Source organism: Sphingomonas sp. Leaf67 (assembly GCF_001421965.1).
Taxonomy (GTDB): domain Bacteria; phylum Pseudomonadota; class Alphaproteobacteria; order Sphingomonadales; family Sphingomonadaceae; genus Sphingomonas.
Genome location: NZ_LMLP01000012.1, coordinates 180515 through 195504 on the forward strand (window position 1 = coordinate 180515; position 14990 = coordinate 195504).

Here is a 14990-nt window from a genome sequence, read left to right on the forward strand (position 1 = left end):
CTTTGTTCGGTGTGCTGGCGTTCCCAACCGCCTTGGTGTATCGTATCAGCAATACACGGGAGGCGCAGATGCGGTGGATGTTGGCATGGACGTTGGGACTGGCGGGGTGTGGCACAAGCGATGCCAACAAGACCGTTGCCGTCCCCCGCAACGACGCTGAACTGCGCGACTTTACCGGCGTCGCACTGGCAAGCGACGACCGGGTCGAGATCGTTCAGGGGCCGACCTTTGCGGTGCGGGTCGAGGGCGACAAGGCCGCGCAGGACGGTCTCGACATCCACCGCGATGGCGACATGCTCAAGATCGGTCGCAAGCAGGGCAATTTCTGGGGCAGGGGCAATGACGGCGCGCGCATCCGCATCACCATGCCGACGATCGCCACCGCAGTGCTGGCCGGGTCGGGCGATATCAGCATCGACCGGACCGGCGAAGATTTTGCCGCGACGCTGAGCGGGTCGGGCGACATGACGATCGGCCAGTTGCGCGGCGATCGCGCGGCGCTGACCGTCGCCGGCACCGGCACGATCGCGGCGGCGGGGGCCGTGCGGCATCTGACGCTATCGGTGGCAGGCACCGGCGATATCGATGCCCGACAGGTCAAGGCGAGCGAGGCGCGCGTCTCGATCGCCGGCACCGGCGATGTCAGCGCCGACATCCATGGCCCGGTCGAGATATCGCTGGTCGGGTCCGGATCGGCGACGCTGGGCCAAGACGCGCGTTGCGTGGTGAACCGGGTCGGCACCGGAACCGTCGACTGCGGTTGACCGGATCAGCAGCGCCAACCTGCCGATAGGACCGCGACCGGTACAGGCGTGATGAACAGTGTGGGATCGTCGCCATGCCGCATCCATGGCATGGCGACGATCCGCTGCGGCTAGATCACGCCGCTTCGCGCGTCAGCACCGGATAATCAGTATAACCCTCGGCTCCACGCGAATACCATGTCGCCATATCGTCGGCATTGAGCTCGGCACCGGCCTGCAACCGCTGCGGCAGGTCCGGATTGGCGAGGAACGGCCGACCAAAGGCGACGGCGTCGGCGATGCCCGCATCGAGTTCGGCCTGCGCAGTGTCGCCGCGATAATCCTGGTTCAGCACCAGCGGACCGGCGAAGACTTTACGGATCTCGGGCGATACGCGCGGTTGGGTCGCGCTGCCGAAGGTGCCGTCGGGGCCGGGTTCGCGCAGTTCGAGGAACGCGATGCCTTTGTCCGACAGCAGCTTCGCGGCCGGCACGAACACCGATGCCGGATCGCTGTCGATCACCCCCTGCGTATCGCCATTGGGCGAGAAACGCACCGACGTCCGCCCGGCACCGACCTCCGCGATCAGCCGGTCGACGACCTCACCGAGCAGCCGGATGCGGTTTTCGGGCGATCCGCCATAGGCGTCGTTACGGTGGTTGGCCCCGTCGCGCAGGAACTGGTCGATCAGATAGCCATTAGCCGCGTGCAGCTGCACCCCGTCGAACCCGGCGGCCTTCGCATTGCGCGCGGCACGCGAATAATCGTCGAGCACGCGGGCGATATCGTCCAGCGTCGCGGCGCGTGCGGCGCCATAGGGCTTCTTGCCGTCATAGGTGTGCGCCTGTCCCGGCGCGGTGGTATCCGACGCCGACAGCGGCGCGGCCCCATTCAGGAAATCGGGATGCACGACCCGGCCCATATGCCAGAGCTGGGTTACGATCCGGCCGCCGGCGGCATGGACGGCGGCGGTGACCGGCTTCCACGCTTCGACCTGTTCGTCGGTCCACAGCCCCGGCGCGAACGGCCAGCCCAGCCCTTCCCGGCTGATCCCGGTGCCTTCGGAAATCAACAGTCCCGCCGACGCACGCTGCGCATAATAGTCGGCCATGATCGCGGTGGGGACGTGTTCGCGCGTCGCGCGACCGCGGGTCAGCGGTGCCATCAGCACCCGGTTGGGGGCTTCGATATCGCCCAGCGTGATCGGATCGAACAGGGTCGGCATGCAATAAACTCCGGGATATTGTAATTCAGGCGACGATGCGGAGATAGGGCGGTAGGGGGCGCCATGCAGCCCATACCGCCTGAAACAAAAATTATGCCGCCCCATAGAACACCCCGTCGGGCGGTGGCCGCGGTCATCGTCGCGAACGTCGCGCTGGCGTTCGGACCATGGTTCGTGCGGCTGGCCGATACCGGACCGGTCGCGGCCGCGTTCTGGCGGATCGCGCTGGCGTTGCCGGTGCTGCTGATCGCCGCGCTATGGACCGATCGCCGTGCGTTCGGGCGGGCAGGGTCGATGCTGGTGCCGCTGCTGATCGCGGGCATCGCCTTCGCCGTCGACTTGGGCGCGTGGCATATCGGTATCCTGCGCACGACGCTCGCCAATGCGACGCTGTTCGGCAACTGCGCGGTGCTGATCTTCCCGATCTACGGCTTTTTCGCGATCCGCCGCTGGCCGACGCGGGGGCAGGGGGCCGCGCTGCTGCTGGCGGCGGTCGGCGGGGTGCTGCTGCTGGGGCGCTCGGCCGAATTGTCGTCGCGCCATCTGGCGGGCGATCTGTTCTGTGTGGTCGCCGGCATCCTGTATGCGGGGTATTTCATCGCGATGCGGCGGGTGCGCCAGACGATGGCACCCGTGCCGGCGCTCGCGCTGTCGAGCATCGCCAGCGTCCTGCCGCTGCTGTTGCTGGCGATGGCATTGGGGGAAACGATCCTGCCGACCCACTGGGGGCCGCTGCTGGCACTGGCGCTGGTCAGCCAGATCACGGGGCAGGGGCTGATGATCTATGCGCTGGGCCATCTCAGCCCGCTGGTCGTCGGCCTCGCGCTGCTCGTCCAGCCGCTGGTCGGCGCGACGATCGGCTGGGCGGCCTATGGCGAGCGCCTGACCATGCTCGACGCGGTCGGCGCGGTGCTGGTCGCCGTCGCGCTGGCAGTGGTCAGCGCGCAGCGGCCAGCGGCGCGCGCTTAAACCCCCGCCCGGCCCAGATCGACCAGCGCCTCGCCGAAACGGGCAATGTCGCCCGGGGCGAAACCGGCGATGTTGATCCGGCCCGATCCCGCCATGTAGATGCCGTGCGTCGCGCGCAGCCATTCGATCTGGGTCGGCGACAGCGGCAGCGTCGCGAACATGCCCTTGCCGCGTGCCAGCGGGGCGAGATCGACCGAACCCGCTTGCCCGATCGCCGCCAGTTCGCTGCGCAGCGCCTGCAACCGGGTGCGCAACGCGTCGAGCTCGCGACGCCAGTCGGCGGCGAGATGTTCGTCCTCCAGCACGATCCGCACCGCCGCCGCGCCATGATCGGGCGGCATCGACCAGTTGGCACGGGCCAGCGCCAGCAGGTTCGACAGGACGATGTCGCGTACTTCCGCGTCGGGTGCGGTCGCCCACAGCGCACCGGTGCGTTCACGGTACAGCCCGAAATTCTTGTCGCAGGAATAGGCGACCAGCGCGAACGGCACTGCGTCCAGCACCGCGCGGGTTCCTGCCGCATCGGTGGTCATATCGTCGCCCAGCCCCTGATAGGCCAGGTCGATGAACGGCACGATCCGGCTGTCGGCGATGGCGGCGGCGATCACCTGCCAATCATGGGCGGTCGGATCGATGCCGGTCGGATTGTGGCAGCAGCCGTGCAGCAGGATCGCGTCGCCAGCCTCCGCCTGACCGATCGCGGCGCGGATGGCGGGCAGGTCGACGGTCTGCGCATCCATGTCGAACATGGCATGCGGCACGACGACGATCCCGGCGGCGGCAAAGACCGGCGCATGATTGGCCCAGCTAGGCTGCCCGATCAGGATGCGGCGCACCCCCGCCTTCGCCAGCAATTCCGCGCCCAGCCGAAGCGCACCCGTGCCGCCCGGCGTCTGCAACCCGCAGCGACGATCGGCGGCGGGGGCCGTGCCGAACACCAGCGGTTCGAGCAGCGCGACGAAGCCCTTGTCGCCTTCCGGCCCCAGATATTGCTTACTGTCCTGCGTCGCGATCAGCCGCATCTCGGCCTGCTTCACCGCCTGCATCACCGGGGTATGGCCATGATCGTCGCGAAACACGCCGACGCCCAGATCGATCTTGTGCGCGCGCGGATCGGCGCGGAACGCACCGATCAGGCGCAGCAAGGAGTCGGCGGGCTGGGCCACCAGCGAACGAAACGGCATGAACATCCCCGAATTGGCGGTAATGTCCGCGCCTATAGGCCGATCGATCCGGCGAAGGCAGGAAAAACGCGTACCGCTTTTGGACGATGCCCTATTTGTCGCGGTGCCCGGCCAGAAAGCGTTCGAGATCGTCGCTGCCGCCGATGCGCTCGCCGTCGATGAATATTTGCGGCGTGGTGTCGACGCCCTGTTCGGCCTTGTATGCGTCGACTTCTTCGCGCGACCGCAGAATGTGGTCGTCAACGGTATAGCCGGCGGATTGCAGCAACTGCTTGGCATGGACGCCGAACGGGCAGGTATGGTCGGGCAGGACCATGCGATAGAGGGTGGCGTTCATCGTGTCGGCCATGATGCATTCCTTTTGCTATAGTCGGACACCGCCACAGCGCCCGGACGATGCGCCGGTTCCGCCGTTGCCGTTTACGCCGCCACCTCCTAGCTAGGACAGATGATGGAGGATGCGATGGCCCCGCTGGCACCTGCCGACCTGACGCTCGACGAACTGCGCGCGGCGCTTGCGCCGCTGGTCGCGGCCAATGCCGCGTTCGACGGCTGGAACGACAAGGCGGTGGCGGCTGCGGCGCAGACCTTCGGTGCCGATGGCGATGTCGCCCGGCTGGCCTTTGCGGGCGGCGCGGTCGACATGATCGACGCGTGGTTCGGCGAGATCGACCGGCGGATGATCGAGGCGCTGCCCGCCGACCGCCTGTCCGCGATGAAGATCCGCGAGCGCATCACCGCGTTGGTCGGGGCGCGGCTGGCGGCGGTGGCGGGCGAGCGCGAGGCGTTGCGCCGCGCGCTCGCGATCCTCGCCATGCCACGGAACGTCGCGCGCGCGACAAAGCTTGGCTGGCGCACGGTCGACCTGATGTGGCGGCTGGCCGGCGATACCGCGACCGATTACAACCACTATACCAAGCGGACGATGCTCGGCGCGGTCTATGCCGCGACCATCACCGTGTTCCTCGACGACGAAAGCGGCGGCCATGCCGATACCCGCGCGTTCCTCGCGCGGCGGATCGACGGCATCATGCGCTTCGAAAAGTTCAAGGGGCGGATGCTGGCGTCGCGCGATCCCGAACGGCGGTTGAGCCTGTCGCGCTTCATCGGGCGATTACGATATCCCGCGGTCTGAACCCGAAAGAATCCCCTTCCCATGGCGCGGGCTTATTGCTAATTAGTCGCAATGCTCGCTCCCAATCTGAACCTCGCCCAGTTGCCGCGGACCCAGCAGGCCACGGTTGCGTCGATCGAATGGGAACGGATGTCGCCGACCGAGGCACGGCGCCTGCGCGAATTCGGCCTGGATGAGGGCGTCGATATCGAACTGCTTCACCGCGCGATGCTGGCCGGTGGGCCGCTGGCCTGTCGGATCGGGCGGATGACCGTGGCGTTACGCGCGCATGTCGCGGGCGCGATCCGTGTCGCGCCGCTGGCGGGCTGATCGACCGGACCCGACGTGAACCCCGCACCTCTGGTAGCACTTGTCGGCAATCCCAATGCCGGCAAGACCGCGCTGTTCAACGCGCTCACCGGTGCCCGGCAAAAGGTCGGCAACTATCCCGGCGTCACCGTCGAACGGCATTCGGGTCGCCTCGCGCTCGACGACGGGCGTCCGATCGAACTGGTCGACCTGCCCGGCACCTACAGCCTCGACCCGTCCAGTCCCGACGAAGCGGTCACCCGTGACGTGGTCCTCGGGCGGCAGGCGGGCGAGCGGGTGCCCGATGCGATGATCGTCGTCGCCGACGCGACCAATCTCGACAATCACCTGCGCTTCGTCCTGCAGCTGAAGTCGCTGGGGCGGCCGATGGTGCTGGCGCTCAACATGATCGACATGGCGGCGCGCGACGGGTTGAAGATCGATCTGGCCGTGCTGTCCGCGGAGCTGGACCTGCCGGTGGTGGCGACGGTCGCGGTGCGCAAACGCGGTCTCGACGAATTGCGCGCGGCACTGGCCGATGCGCTGTCGCGCGCGCCCCGTTCGGCGGCGATCGACCGGGTCGAGGCCGATATCCGCCATTTCCAGCGTGAGGCGCGCCGCATCGCGCGCACCGTCGTGGTCGAACAACCCAGGTCGCGCGCCGTCACCCGCAGCGTCGATCGCATCGCGCTGCACCCGGTCGCCGGCCCGATCCTGCTGTTCGCCATCCTGTTCATCATGTTCCAGGCGGTGTTCAGCTGGTCCGAAGCGCCGATCGGCTGGATCGAGGGCGGACAGGGCTGGCTGGCCGATACCGCCATGGCGAACCTGCCCGGCGGTTTCCTGCGCAGCCTGCTGGTCGAAGGGGTCATCAACGGCGTCGGATCGGTCGTGGTGTTCCTGCCGCAGATCCTGATCCTGTTCGTGTTCATCCTGCTGCTCGAAGCATCGGGTTATATGGTCCGCGCCGCGTTCCTGATGGACCGGTTGATGAGCGGCGTCGGCCTGTCGGGTCGGGCCTTCATCCCGCTGCTGTCGTCGTTCGCCTGCGCGATTCCCGGAATCATGGCGACGCGATCGATCGACGATCCCAAGGAGCGGCTGACCACGATCCTGATCGCACCGCTGATGACCTGTTCGGCGCGCCTGCCGGTCTATGCCGTCGTCATCGGCGCGTTCATTCCGGCGCGACAGGTGCTGCCGGGCGTGGGGTTGCAGGGGTTGGTGCTGCTGGTGCTGTACCTGACCGGCATTTTCGGCGCGGTGATCGCCGCGTTCGTGCTGCGCCGGACCGCGACCAAGGGGGTGGGCGGCGGATTCCTGATGGAAATGCCGCGCTATCAGCTGCCGTCGATCCGCGACATCGCGATCGGCCTGTGGCAGCGTGCCTATGTCTTCCTGCGTCGCGCCGGCACGATCATCCTGCAGGTGACGGTCGCGCTATGGTTGCTGACCTCCTATCCGGTCGCGCCGGCGGGCGTGAAGCAGTCGGAATATTCGATCGCGGGCCGGATCGCATCGGGGCTGGAGGTCGTGTTGCGGCCGATCGGCTTCAATCACGAAATGTCGCTGGCGGTGATCCCGGCGATGGCGGCGCGCGAGGTCGCGGTGTCGGCGCTGCAGACCGTCTATGCGATCGACGCCGCAGATGAGGAACAGGGCGCGCAGGAACTGGGCGGGCGACTGGCCGGGCGCTGGAGCCTCGCCACCGCGCTCGCCTTCCTTGCGTGGTTCGTGTTCGCGCCGCAATGCCTGTCGACGATCGCGGTGGCGCGGCGCGAGACCAATGGCTGGAAATGGCCGTTGGTGATGATCGTCTATCTGTTCGCACTGGCGTATATCGCGGCGGGTGCGACCTACTGGACCGCGGTCGCCTTCGGGCTGGGATAGGCGCTGCGTCGCAGCGTCATGCCCGCGAAGGCGGAAGTACCTACACGCAACGACAGTGCCTCTATCAGGACCGTCAGCGGCAATGGGGTCCCGCCCTCGCAGGCAGGACGACCACGGCGAACCCTACTCCTCCAGCTTCACGCCATCGAGCAACGCCTTGCGCCGCGCGGTATCGGCTTCGTCGCGTGCCTTGTCGGCGACGGTCCGGCCGAATTTGGCGCGATTGGCATCGGCTTCCTGCGCCCGGTCCGCTTTGGCGCGGGCCTTGCGGAAACGGTTGAGGTTGATGACGTCGCCCATGGCTGCTCCTCCTGCGATGAAATCTGCCGTGGCACCGCGCGAATGACCAGTCCGAAACGCATTTGCGGCCATGGCCCGACCGGCGTAGCGGGCGTGGCGACGGATCGGGGGCATTATGCGGTATCGGACGGGAACGGGCAGGACATGGGCGCTGGCGCTCGCGCTATCGACGACCGCCTGTGGCGGCGGCGGTGAGGCGGAGGGCGGCATCGTCGTCGCTCCCACCCCGACGCCTACACCCGCAGCTTCGCCAACCCCGACGCCTGCCCCGACCACGACCGCCAGTTTGTGGCGACCGACCGCTTCGACGACGTGGCAGTGGCAGTTGAGCGGGACGATCGACACCCGCTACGTCGTCGACGTCTATGACATCGACCTGTTCGACGCCCCGACCGCGACCATCGCCTCGCTTCACGCCGCCGGGCGGCGGGTGATCTGTTATTTCTCCGCCGGATCGTCCGAAAACTGGCGCAGCGACGATGGCGAATTCACTGCCGCCGATCGCGGCGCGACGCTTGACGGCTGGGCGGGGGAGCGCTGGCTGTCGGTCACCTCGACCAATGTCCGCCGGGTGATGGCGCTCCGTCTCGATCTGGCGAAGGCGAAGGGCTGCGACGCGGTCGAGCCGGACAATGTCGACGGTTACGCCAATCGCAACGGTCTGGGCATCACCGCCGACCAGCAGCTTGACTATAACCGGTTTCTCTCCGCCGAAGCGCACGGCCGCGGGCTGGCGGTCGGGTTGAAGAACGATCTCGATCAGGTGGCGGTGCTCGCTCCCGCGTTCGATTTTGCGGTCAACGAACAATGCCATGAATATGCCGAATGCGACCGGCTGACCCCGTTCCTGACCGCCGGCAAGCCGGTGTTCGTGGCGGAATATAAATCGGCTTATCGCACCAACAGCGGTGGTGCGCGCGATGCGTTGTGCGCAGCGTCGCGGGCGCAGGGGCTGCGCACGCTGGTGCTGCCGGTCGAGCTCGACAACCGCTTCCGCTTCAGCTGCGACGACTGACCTATCCACTGGCGTTGAGGACCGCAGTCGCATAACAGCGACGATCAGGGTTCGAACGAGGAATTTTGCCATGGCTGGCAGCGTGAACAAGGTAATTCTGGTGGGCAATCTGGGCCGCGACCCGGAGTCGCGCTCGTTCCAGAATGGCGGCAAGGTGGTGAACCTGCGCATCGCTACGTCGGAATCGTGGAAGGACCGCAATTCGGGTGAGAAGAAGGAAAAGACCGAGTGGCATTCGGTCGCGATCTTCAACGAAGGGCTCGCCAACGTCGCCGAACGGTTCCTGCGCAAGGGGTCGAAGGTCTATATCGAAGGCCAGCTGCAGACCCGGAAGTGGCAGGACCAGAACGGGCAGGACAAGTACAGCACCGAAATCGTGTTGCAGGGCTTCAATAGCGTACTGACGATGCTCGACGGTCCCGGCGGCGCGCAGGGCGGCGGCGGTGGTCGCAGCGGTGGCGGCGACTTCGGCGGCGGGGACGATTTCGGCGGCGGTCAGGGCGGCGGCTCGGGCGGATCGCGCGGCGGCGGCTTCAATTCGGGCGGCAACAAGGGCGGTAATTTCGGCGGCGGCTTCGGCGACGATCTCGACGACGACGTGCCGTTCTGATCGTCGCCGACGCCGGCAATCACCGGCGAAGGACGAAGGTCGTGATCGATCGGGGCTGCGCGACCATCGTGCGCCCCGCGACCGGCGCGGCATCGTGGGTCGCGTCGGTCACCACGGTGTCGGCCAAGCGATAGCCGATACCGGTCAGCGACAGGTCGCGGCGGACCGGCCCCGCATTCACATGCACCACGACCAGCGTTGCACCATCGGGTGACAGCGCGGCGATGCTGTCGATGTCGTCGATCGGGACCAGCCGGTATCCGGGCCGGACATAGCGGCTGAAATTGGCCATCGCCCAATATTTGCGGGTGATGTGGATCGACTGCGGACCCGGTGCGGGCGCGGTCAGGTCCATCTTGATGAGCCCCCAATTCGATCCGGGCTTGCCGTTGCGCCCGCTCAGCGTCTCGACCGCCTGCCAGAATACCCAGGCGGCGGGTTCCAGCCGCCGGAAATCGCCGACCAGATGCTCGGCAAAGGCCAGCGGCGTCGTCATGCTCTCGAAGCTTTCGACGTCCTTGTCGGCGCTCATGTCGTGCTCGCTCATCCACAGGCGGATATCGGCGGCACGCGCGATGTCGCGGACGGCGGTCTGGTGGAGATTGCCATAGCTGTGGACGTTCAACTGGCCGACCCGGGCGCGCGTTGACGCCGTCCAGCCGGCCCAATCCTGAACGAACAGGGTCGAATTGGTTTCGTCGGGGGCGGCAATCACCGTCTTCAGCCCGCGTGCCTTCAGCGCGGCGTCGGCGGCATCGATCATCATGCCCTGCCGCGCCGGGCTCCAATGCGCGCCTTCCTGCGTATTGGCCGCGAACCAGTAATCGGTGTTCGGTTCGTTCACCGGCGACAGCGTGCGAAAGGTGATGCGGTGGCGGCGTTGCAGTTCGTCGACCACCCGCGCCAGATAGGTCGCGAACTCCGGTTCGGCCCCGGGCCGCAAATTGTCGTCGGTGCCCTTGGTCGCGCCCGATACGCGCCCGCTGACCGTCATGAACCATGGCGGCGAGTTGGAGAAGGCTTCGAAGATCGGCTGGCGGACGCGGTCGCGGATCGCGTCCAGCCACCAGCGCTGACGGGCATCGGCCGACCAGTCCCACATCGCCGGATCGTCGGCCCGCCACCAGTCGCTGCCGGTCGCGCCCGCAGGCTTCCGCCAGAACCCCGGCACCGCCGCACCGGTCCGCAGATAAGGCGGCGTATCGGCGGCATTACCCCCGCCGATATTGTAGCGCGCGATCGTCCAGCCGAGTCCGTCGCGTCCGTAGAACAGGTCGGCCAGCCGTTCGCGAGTTTCCGCCGGATAGCCGCCGGTCACGTTCGCGAACCACGCAAGCGCCGTGCCCCAGCCTTCGAAGGTCGTGCCGGGCCGATCGGTCGCGACGCGCAGCGTGATCGCCACTTTTGCCGGTTCCGCCGGCGGTGGTGGTGCCGGTTGCGCCATGGCGGGCGTCACCGGCGCGCCCCAGAGCAACGCCGCCACCATGCCCATCATCCATCGCTGTTCTGCCATTGTCGTCCCCTCCTCGTCATGCAGTAGGCTTATTGAAGGATCGCAACCCGCCGGCTCATCGACTGGCAATGCACTTCGGCGATTGCATCATCGTGCCGATCGTATATTGTCAGACAAAACTATTCTAGTGGGGAAAGCCGCGTGAATTTTGGCGGAACGCTGGCCGGAGTCGGCATGGTGGCACTGGCGATGCCGGCAATGGCACAGGCACCGCGCTGGGACAGTCCCGGTGCGGCCAATCCGCTGCTGCCGGGCTATTTCGCCGATCCGTCGATCGTCCGCGACGGCGCTCGCTGGTATATCTTTGCCACCATCGACCCATGGGGCGACGACCGGCTGGGGCTATGGACGTCGGATAATGGTCGCGACTGGCGCTTCTCCACGCCCAACTGGCCGACCAAGGCGGCGGCGACCAGCCCAAGCTCGGGCGATTCGAAGGTCTGGGCACCATCGGTGGTAAAGGCCGCCAATGGCCGCTGGTACATGTATGTCTCGGTCGGCAGTGAGGTGTGGGTCGGCAGCGCTGCCTCCCCCGCCGGGCCATGGGCCGACGCCAATGGCGGCAAGCCGCTGATCGCGAAGGCGTTCGCGCCCGATTATCACATGATCGATGCCGAGGCGTTCATCGACGATGACGGACAGGCGTATCTGTATTGGGGATCGGGCTGGAACTGGACCAACGGGCATTGCTTCGTCGTGAAGCTCAAGCCCGACATGGTGACGTTCGACGGCACCCCGCGCGACGTCACCCCGCCCAATTATTTCGAAGGGCCGTTCATGGTCCGGCAGGGGCGACACTATCTGCTGACCTATAGCGACGGCAAGACGACGACGGATACCTACAAGGTGCGCTACGCGATCGGCGACACGCCGTTCGGGCCGTTCCGCGAGGGGCCGAACAGTCCGATCCTGTCGACCGACGCCGAGCGATCGGTCATCAGCCCCGGCCATCACGCGGTGTTCCGTTCGGGCGGCCAACCCTATATCCTGTATCACCGGCAGGGCCTGCCGTTTCCGCCGCCGGGCGACGCGGTGCTGCGGCAGGTCGCGGTCGATCCGCTGACGATCCGCGCCGACGGCAGCATCGCGAAGGTGGTGCCGGACCATGGCGGCGTGGTGAACGGCTTCACCGCGCATCGCGACACCGGCTTGCGCTGGCAGGCAAGCGGGCAGGGCAGCGACGCGCTGCACGGACCGGCGCGGGCGGCAGACGACAATTATGCGACGTGGTGGACCCCGGCGCCAGAGGCAGCGCCGCTGTTGACCGCCGATCTGGGCGCGGTGCGACCGGTGAAGGGCAGTGCGTTGCGAATGCGCTTTCCGACGCATCGCTACGCGCTGTCGATCGAAGGATCGCGCGACGGACGCGTCTGGCAACGGTTGGCGACGGCCGAACAGGCGACTGGATCGCCGATCGAACTCACGCACCCCGCCCGCGTCCGCTATCTGCGGTTGCAGGTTCCGGCAGATGCCGGCGTGTGGGAGTGGACGTTGCGGTAGCACGGGGTTCGATCCTCGACGGGTTCCGTCGCAGGGACGACCACCGCTTTGCGGTCTGACAACCCAGATTCCCGTTGCGTGAACGCTCACTTTCCCCAACCATGGCGTCAACGAACAGGGGAGGGGTCGATGAAGGCACGGATATCGCTCGCAATATTGGCATCGGGGCTATGGCCGGCAATCGCATCGGCGCAAACGCCGGCCTCGGCGGCACCGGTCGCCAACTGCCTGCCCAAAAGCTGGCTCGACCTGCAGGCCCCGTATAGATCGGTCGAGGTCCTGCCCGACGGCCGCGTCACCTTCCGCCTGTGCGCGCCATTGGCACGCGATGCGAAGGTCATCAGCCCCGATCTGGGCGACCTGATCCCCGGCGGGGCGACCGACGGCGTCGTCAACGGCCTGCCGCTGACCCGCGACTCGGCCGGGCTGTGGACCGGCACGACCAGCCGCCCGGTGCCTGCTTCGCCCTATCGCTTCAACTTTCAGGTCGATGGCGCGCCGGTACCCGATCCGCGCGGAACGACGTGGTCCGAACAGGTGACCGGACTGACCGGCGTGTTCGACGTGCCGGGCGCGGCGGCCGCGTTTCAGGAATATCGCAAGGAGGTGCCGCATGGCGCCGTCAGCACGGTCGAATATTGGTCGAACGGCCTCGGGGTGAAGCGGCGCGCGCATGTCTATACGCCGCCGGGCTATACCGGCGATGCCCGGCGGTATCCGGTACTGTATCTGGTCCATGGTGCCGGCGACAGCGACGACAGCTGGACCAGCATCGGTCATGCCCATTACATCCTTGATAATCTGATCGCCGCCGGACAGGCGGTGCCGATGATCGTGGTGATGCCCGCCGGGCACACGCCGATGCGGCCGAACCAGAACCTGCTGGTCAACACCGATTTCGGCGGCGACCTGACCAACGACCTGATCCCGTTGATCGATCGCAGCTATCGCACCGTCGCGAAGCCCGAAATGCGGGCGATGGCCGGGCTGTCGATGGGCGGCGCGCACACGCTCAACTTTGGCCTGCCGCGGTCCGACCTGTTCCGCTACGCCGGCATCTTCTCGATGGGACTGGGCGTACAGGACCCGGCGAAGGAAATCGCCGATTACGAAACCCGCAATGCCGATGGGTTGCGCCGTTCGGCGAAAGACATGAAGCTCGTCTGGTACGGCATGGGCAAGACCGATTTCCTGTACGGTACGGTCGCGCCGACGCGGGCGATGCTCGACAAATACGGCATCCGCTACACCTATGTCGAAAGCGAGGGCGGCCATGTCTGGGGTAACTGGCGCAGCTATCTAAACCAGTTCGCACCGAAGCTGTTTCGACCGGGTCGCTGACGCAAATCTACCTGCGGCGCGGTAGTTCTGCACGATATGGCGAACCCGGTGGCGGGGGTAGGATGGGCCATGCCCGACCAGCCCCCGCCCGAACCGTCCGCCGTCCGCGAACCCGAGGATCGCGACTATCTGCTCAAGCGTGCCGATCAGCATCGGCGGCAGGGCGAACAATGTGCCGACGCCAGCCGCTCGCTCCATGCCCGGTTCCAGCGCCTGTATGAGGAGCGCGCGGCGGCGCTTCCTCCCGAAAGCGACTGACACCCTTGCCAGCGCCGCATCCAACGACTTAGGATCGCACCCATAAAAAGGTCGCGTATCGGCGAGCGACCGGTGGGTGAGGCAGCGACGATGCGTCGAGCGCGACAGGAACGGTGGTGACCGCAGGCGACGTCCATCGTCCGCCGTTCGTCGATGCCCATTTCCACCTGTGGGACCATGGCGTGTTGCGCTATCCGTGGCTGGCCGATCCGGCGCAGGCGGCGATCGCACCCGATTACCGGATCGACGATTACCGGCGGGAGACGGCGGCATGGAATCCGGTCGGGGCGGTGCATGTCGATGCCGGCGCCCATCCCGATCAGGGGCGGGCGGAGACGGACTGGCTGACCGAGGTCGCGACAGCCGACGGCCTGCCCGGCGCGATCGTCGCCCGGGTTGCGCTCGACCGGGCGGATGTCGAGGACGAACTGGCGTGGCAGGCGGCGCAACCGGGCGTGCGCGGCATCCGCCACCTCATCAACTGGCATCCGCGCGATGCCGCGCGACGTGCCTATGACCATGATCTGACGCGCGATCCGGCATGGGCACGCGGGTTCGCGCTGCTCGGCAGCTATGGCCTCAGCTTCGATTTTCATGGCTTTCCGCCGCAACTGGCGGGACTGGCCGAACTGGCGCGTGCCCATCCCGACGTGCCGGTGGTGCTCAATCACCTCGCGCTGCCGATTTTGGCCGACGGGCTGGACGAATGGCGGCGTGGATTGATCGCCTTTGCCGAACTGCCCCATGCCGCGATCAAGCTGTCGGGGGCAGGGTTCATCGACCCGGCGCTCGACCCGGCGGTACTGGCACCGATCGTGGGCGAGGTGATCGACCGGTTCGGTGCTGAACGGGTGATGATCGCGACCAATTTCCCGACCGACCGGCTGGCGGCGGGGCTGGATGCGACGCTGTCGACCTATGCCGCGCTGTTGTCGGGCCTGTCCGACGACGAACGGCGGGCGGTGTGGGGGCGGAGCGCCGATCGCTTCTATCGGCTGGGCTTGGATCTGTAGGAGGGT

The 14990-nt window shown here is 67.0% G+C and carries 16 protein-coding genes; 11 read left to right on the forward strand and 5 right to left on the reverse strand.

Translation table 11 applies throughout. The annotated features are described in order from the left end of the window. Positions 1 to 68 precede the first annotated feature (68 nt). Entirely contained in the window at positions 69 to 764 is a 696-nt protein-coding gene (locus ASE90_RS08505) for a head GIN domain-containing protein (protein ID WP_082449686.1), read from the forward strand. Between the two features lie 115 nt (positions 765 to 879). On the opposite strand, the gene ASE90_RS08510 is transcribed toward ASE90_RS08505, so the two are convergent. Beyond that, positions 880 to 1968: an alkene reductase gene (locus tag ASE90_RS08510; protein ID WP_055998833.1), complete on the reverse strand. Its 1089-nt coding sequence runs from the start codon at positions 1966 to 1968 to the stop codon at positions 880 to 882. A 63-nt stretch (positions 1969 to 2031) separates the two neighbouring features. Between ASE90_RS08510 and ASE90_RS08515 the strand changes: the two genes are divergently transcribed. Continuing rightward, positions 2032 to 2937, forward strand: a complete 906-nt coding sequence (locus ASE90_RS08515) for a DMT family transporter (protein ID WP_082449671.1) — start codon at positions 2032 to 2034, stop codon at positions 2935 to 2937. Here the strand turns inward: ASE90_RS08515 and ASE90_RS08520 are convergent. Both ASE90_RS08520 and ASE90_RS08525 read right to left on the reverse strand, forming a co-directional pair. Next, entirely contained in the window at positions 2934 to 4121 is a 1188-nt protein-coding gene (locus ASE90_RS08520; protein ID WP_055999222.1) for an aromatic amino acid transaminase, read from the reverse strand. The two genes, ASE90_RS08515 and ASE90_RS08520, sit on opposite strands and share 4 nt — an antisense overlap. Before the next feature lie 91 nt (positions 4122 to 4212). Next, positions 4213 to 4470 carry a glutaredoxin domain-containing protein gene (locus ASE90_RS08525; protein ID WP_055998838.1) on the reverse strand — a complete coding sequence of 86 codons (258 nt, stop codon included), beginning with the start codon at positions 4468 to 4470 and terminating at the stop codon, positions 4213 to 4215. A 114-nt stretch (positions 4471 to 4584) separates the two neighbouring features. On the opposite strand from ASE90_RS08525, the gene ASE90_RS08530 reads away from it, so the two are divergent. From ASE90_RS08530 to feoB, 3 genes are read left to right on the forward strand one after another with little or no spacing between them, the layout of a single operon-like run. Further along, the gene (locus tag ASE90_RS08530) at positions 4585 to 5256 is read left to right on the forward strand and encodes a COQ9 family protein (RefSeq protein WP_235531727.1); all 672 of its coding nucleotides are present in this window, start codon (positions 4585 to 4587) and stop codon (positions 5254 to 5256) included. A 51-nt stretch (positions 5257 to 5307) separates the two neighbouring features. Further along, positions 5308 to 5565 (forward strand): FeoA family protein, encoded by a 258-nt coding sequence (locus tag ASE90_RS08535; RefSeq protein ID WP_055998842.1) that lies wholly within the window; start codon positions 5308 to 5310, stop codon positions 5563 to 5565. 15 nt (positions 5566 to 5580) lie between these two features. Continuing rightward, positions 5581 to 7434, forward strand: coding sequence for a ferrous iron transporter B (gene feoB / locus ASE90_RS08540; protein ID WP_055998844.1), 1854 nt, complete (start codon positions 5581 to 5583; stop codon positions 7432 to 7434). A gap of 123 nt (positions 7435 to 7557) precedes the next feature. Here feoB and ASE90_RS19090 read toward each other — a convergent pair whose 3' ends face one another. Further along, positions 7558 to 7734, reverse strand: coding sequence for a DUF4169 family protein (locus ASE90_RS19090; protein WP_082449672.1), 177 nt, complete (start codon positions 7732 to 7734; stop codon positions 7558 to 7560). A gap of 115 nt (positions 7735 to 7849) precedes the next feature. Here ASE90_RS19090 and ASE90_RS08545 point away from each other — a divergent pair, with 115 nt between their 5' ends. Both ASE90_RS08545 and ssb read left to right on the forward strand, forming a co-directional pair. Beyond that, positions 7850 to 8749 (forward strand): endo alpha-1,4 polygalactosaminidase, encoded by a 900-nt coding sequence (locus ASE90_RS08545; protein WP_055998846.1) that lies wholly within the window; start codon positions 7850 to 7852, stop codon positions 8747 to 8749. A gap of 70 nt (positions 8750 to 8819) precedes the next feature. Beyond that, on the forward strand, positions 8820 to 9359 hold the full coding sequence (gene ssb, locus ASE90_RS08550) for a single-stranded DNA-binding protein (RefSeq protein WP_055998848.1): 540 nt from the start codon (positions 8820 to 8822) through the stop codon (positions 9357 to 9359). A 19-nt stretch (positions 9360 to 9378) separates the two neighbouring features. Here ssb and ASE90_RS08555 read toward each other — a convergent pair whose 3' ends face one another. Beyond that, a complete protein-coding gene (locus tag ASE90_RS08555) occupies positions 9379 to 10872 on the reverse strand; it encodes a glycoside hydrolase (protein WP_235531728.1) in 1494 nt (497 codons plus the stop codon). A 141-nt stretch (positions 10873 to 11013) separates the two neighbouring features. Here ASE90_RS08555 and ASE90_RS08560 point away from each other — a divergent pair, with 141 nt between their 5' ends. From ASE90_RS08560 to ASE90_RS08575, 4 genes are all read left to right on the forward strand, one after another. Further along, positions 11014 to 12372: a family 43 glycosylhydrolase gene (locus ASE90_RS08560; RefSeq protein ID WP_235531729.1), complete on the forward strand. Its 1359-nt coding sequence runs from the start codon at positions 11014 to 11016 to the stop codon at positions 12370 to 12372. A gap of 129 nt (positions 12373 to 12501) precedes the next feature. After that, a complete protein-coding gene (locus ASE90_RS08565; protein WP_055998852.1) occupies positions 12502 to 13713 on the forward strand; it encodes an alpha/beta hydrolase in 1212 nt (403 codons plus the stop codon). A gap of 69 nt (positions 13714 to 13782) precedes the next feature. Continuing rightward, positions 13783 to 13971, forward strand: a complete 189-nt coding sequence (locus ASE90_RS08570) for a hypothetical protein (RefSeq protein WP_055998853.1) — start codon at positions 13783 to 13785, stop codon at positions 13969 to 13971. Between the two features lie 116 nt (positions 13972 to 14087). After that, positions 14088 to 14984, forward strand: coding sequence for an amidohydrolase family protein (locus tag ASE90_RS08575; RefSeq protein ID WP_200910842.1), 897 nt, complete (start codon positions 14088 to 14090; stop codon positions 14982 to 14984). Positions 14985 to 14990: the final 6 nt, after the last annotated feature.

Coding starts and splice junctions, on each gene's coding strand:
- ASE90_RS08505 (WP_082449686.1), top strand. CDS start 69: ATGCGGTGGATGTTGGCATGGACGTTGGGACTGGCGGGGTGTGGCACA.
- ASE90_RS08510 (WP_055998833.1), bottom strand. CDS start 1,968: ATGCCGACCCTGTTCGATCCGATCACGCTGGGCGATATCGAAGCCCCC.
- ASE90_RS08515 (WP_082449671.1), top strand. CDS start 2,032: ATGCAGCCCATACCGCCTGAAACAAAAATTATGCCGCCCCATAGAACA.
- ASE90_RS08520 (WP_055999222.1), bottom strand. CDS start 4,121: ATGCCGTTTCGTTCGCTGGTGGCCCAGCCCGCCGACTCCTTGCTGCGC.
- ASE90_RS08525 (WP_055998838.1), bottom strand. CDS start 4,470: ATGGCCGACACGATGAACGCCACCCTCTATCGCATGGTCCTGCCCGAC.
- ASE90_RS08530 (WP_235531727.1), top strand. CDS start 4,585: ATGGCCCCGCTGGCACCTGCCGACCTGACGCTCGACGAACTGCGCGCG.
- ASE90_RS08535 (WP_055998842.1), top strand. CDS start 5,308: ATGCTCGCTCCCAATCTGAACCTCGCCCAGTTGCCGCGGACCCAGCAG.
- ASE90_RS19090 (WP_082449672.1), bottom strand. CDS start 7,734: ATGGGCGACGTCATCAACCTCAACCGTTTCCGCAAGGCCCGCGCCAAA.
- ASE90_RS08545 (WP_055998846.1), top strand. CDS start 7,850: ATGCGGTATCGGACGGGAACGGGCAGGACATGGGCGCTGGCGCTCGCG.
- ssb (WP_055998848.1), top strand. CDS start 8,820: ATGGCTGGCAGCGTGAACAAGGTAATTCTGGTGGGCAATCTGGGCCGC.
- ASE90_RS08555 (WP_235531728.1), bottom strand. CDS start 10,872: ATGGCAGAACAGCGATGGATGATGGGCATGGTGGCGGCGTTGCTCTGG.
- ASE90_RS08565 (WP_055998852.1), top strand. CDS start 12,502: ATGAAGGCACGGATATCGCTCGCAATATTGGCATCGGGGCTATGGCCG.
- ASE90_RS08570 (WP_055998853.1), top strand. CDS start 13,783: ATGCCCGACCAGCCCCCGCCCGAACCGTCCGCCGTCCGCGAACCCGAG.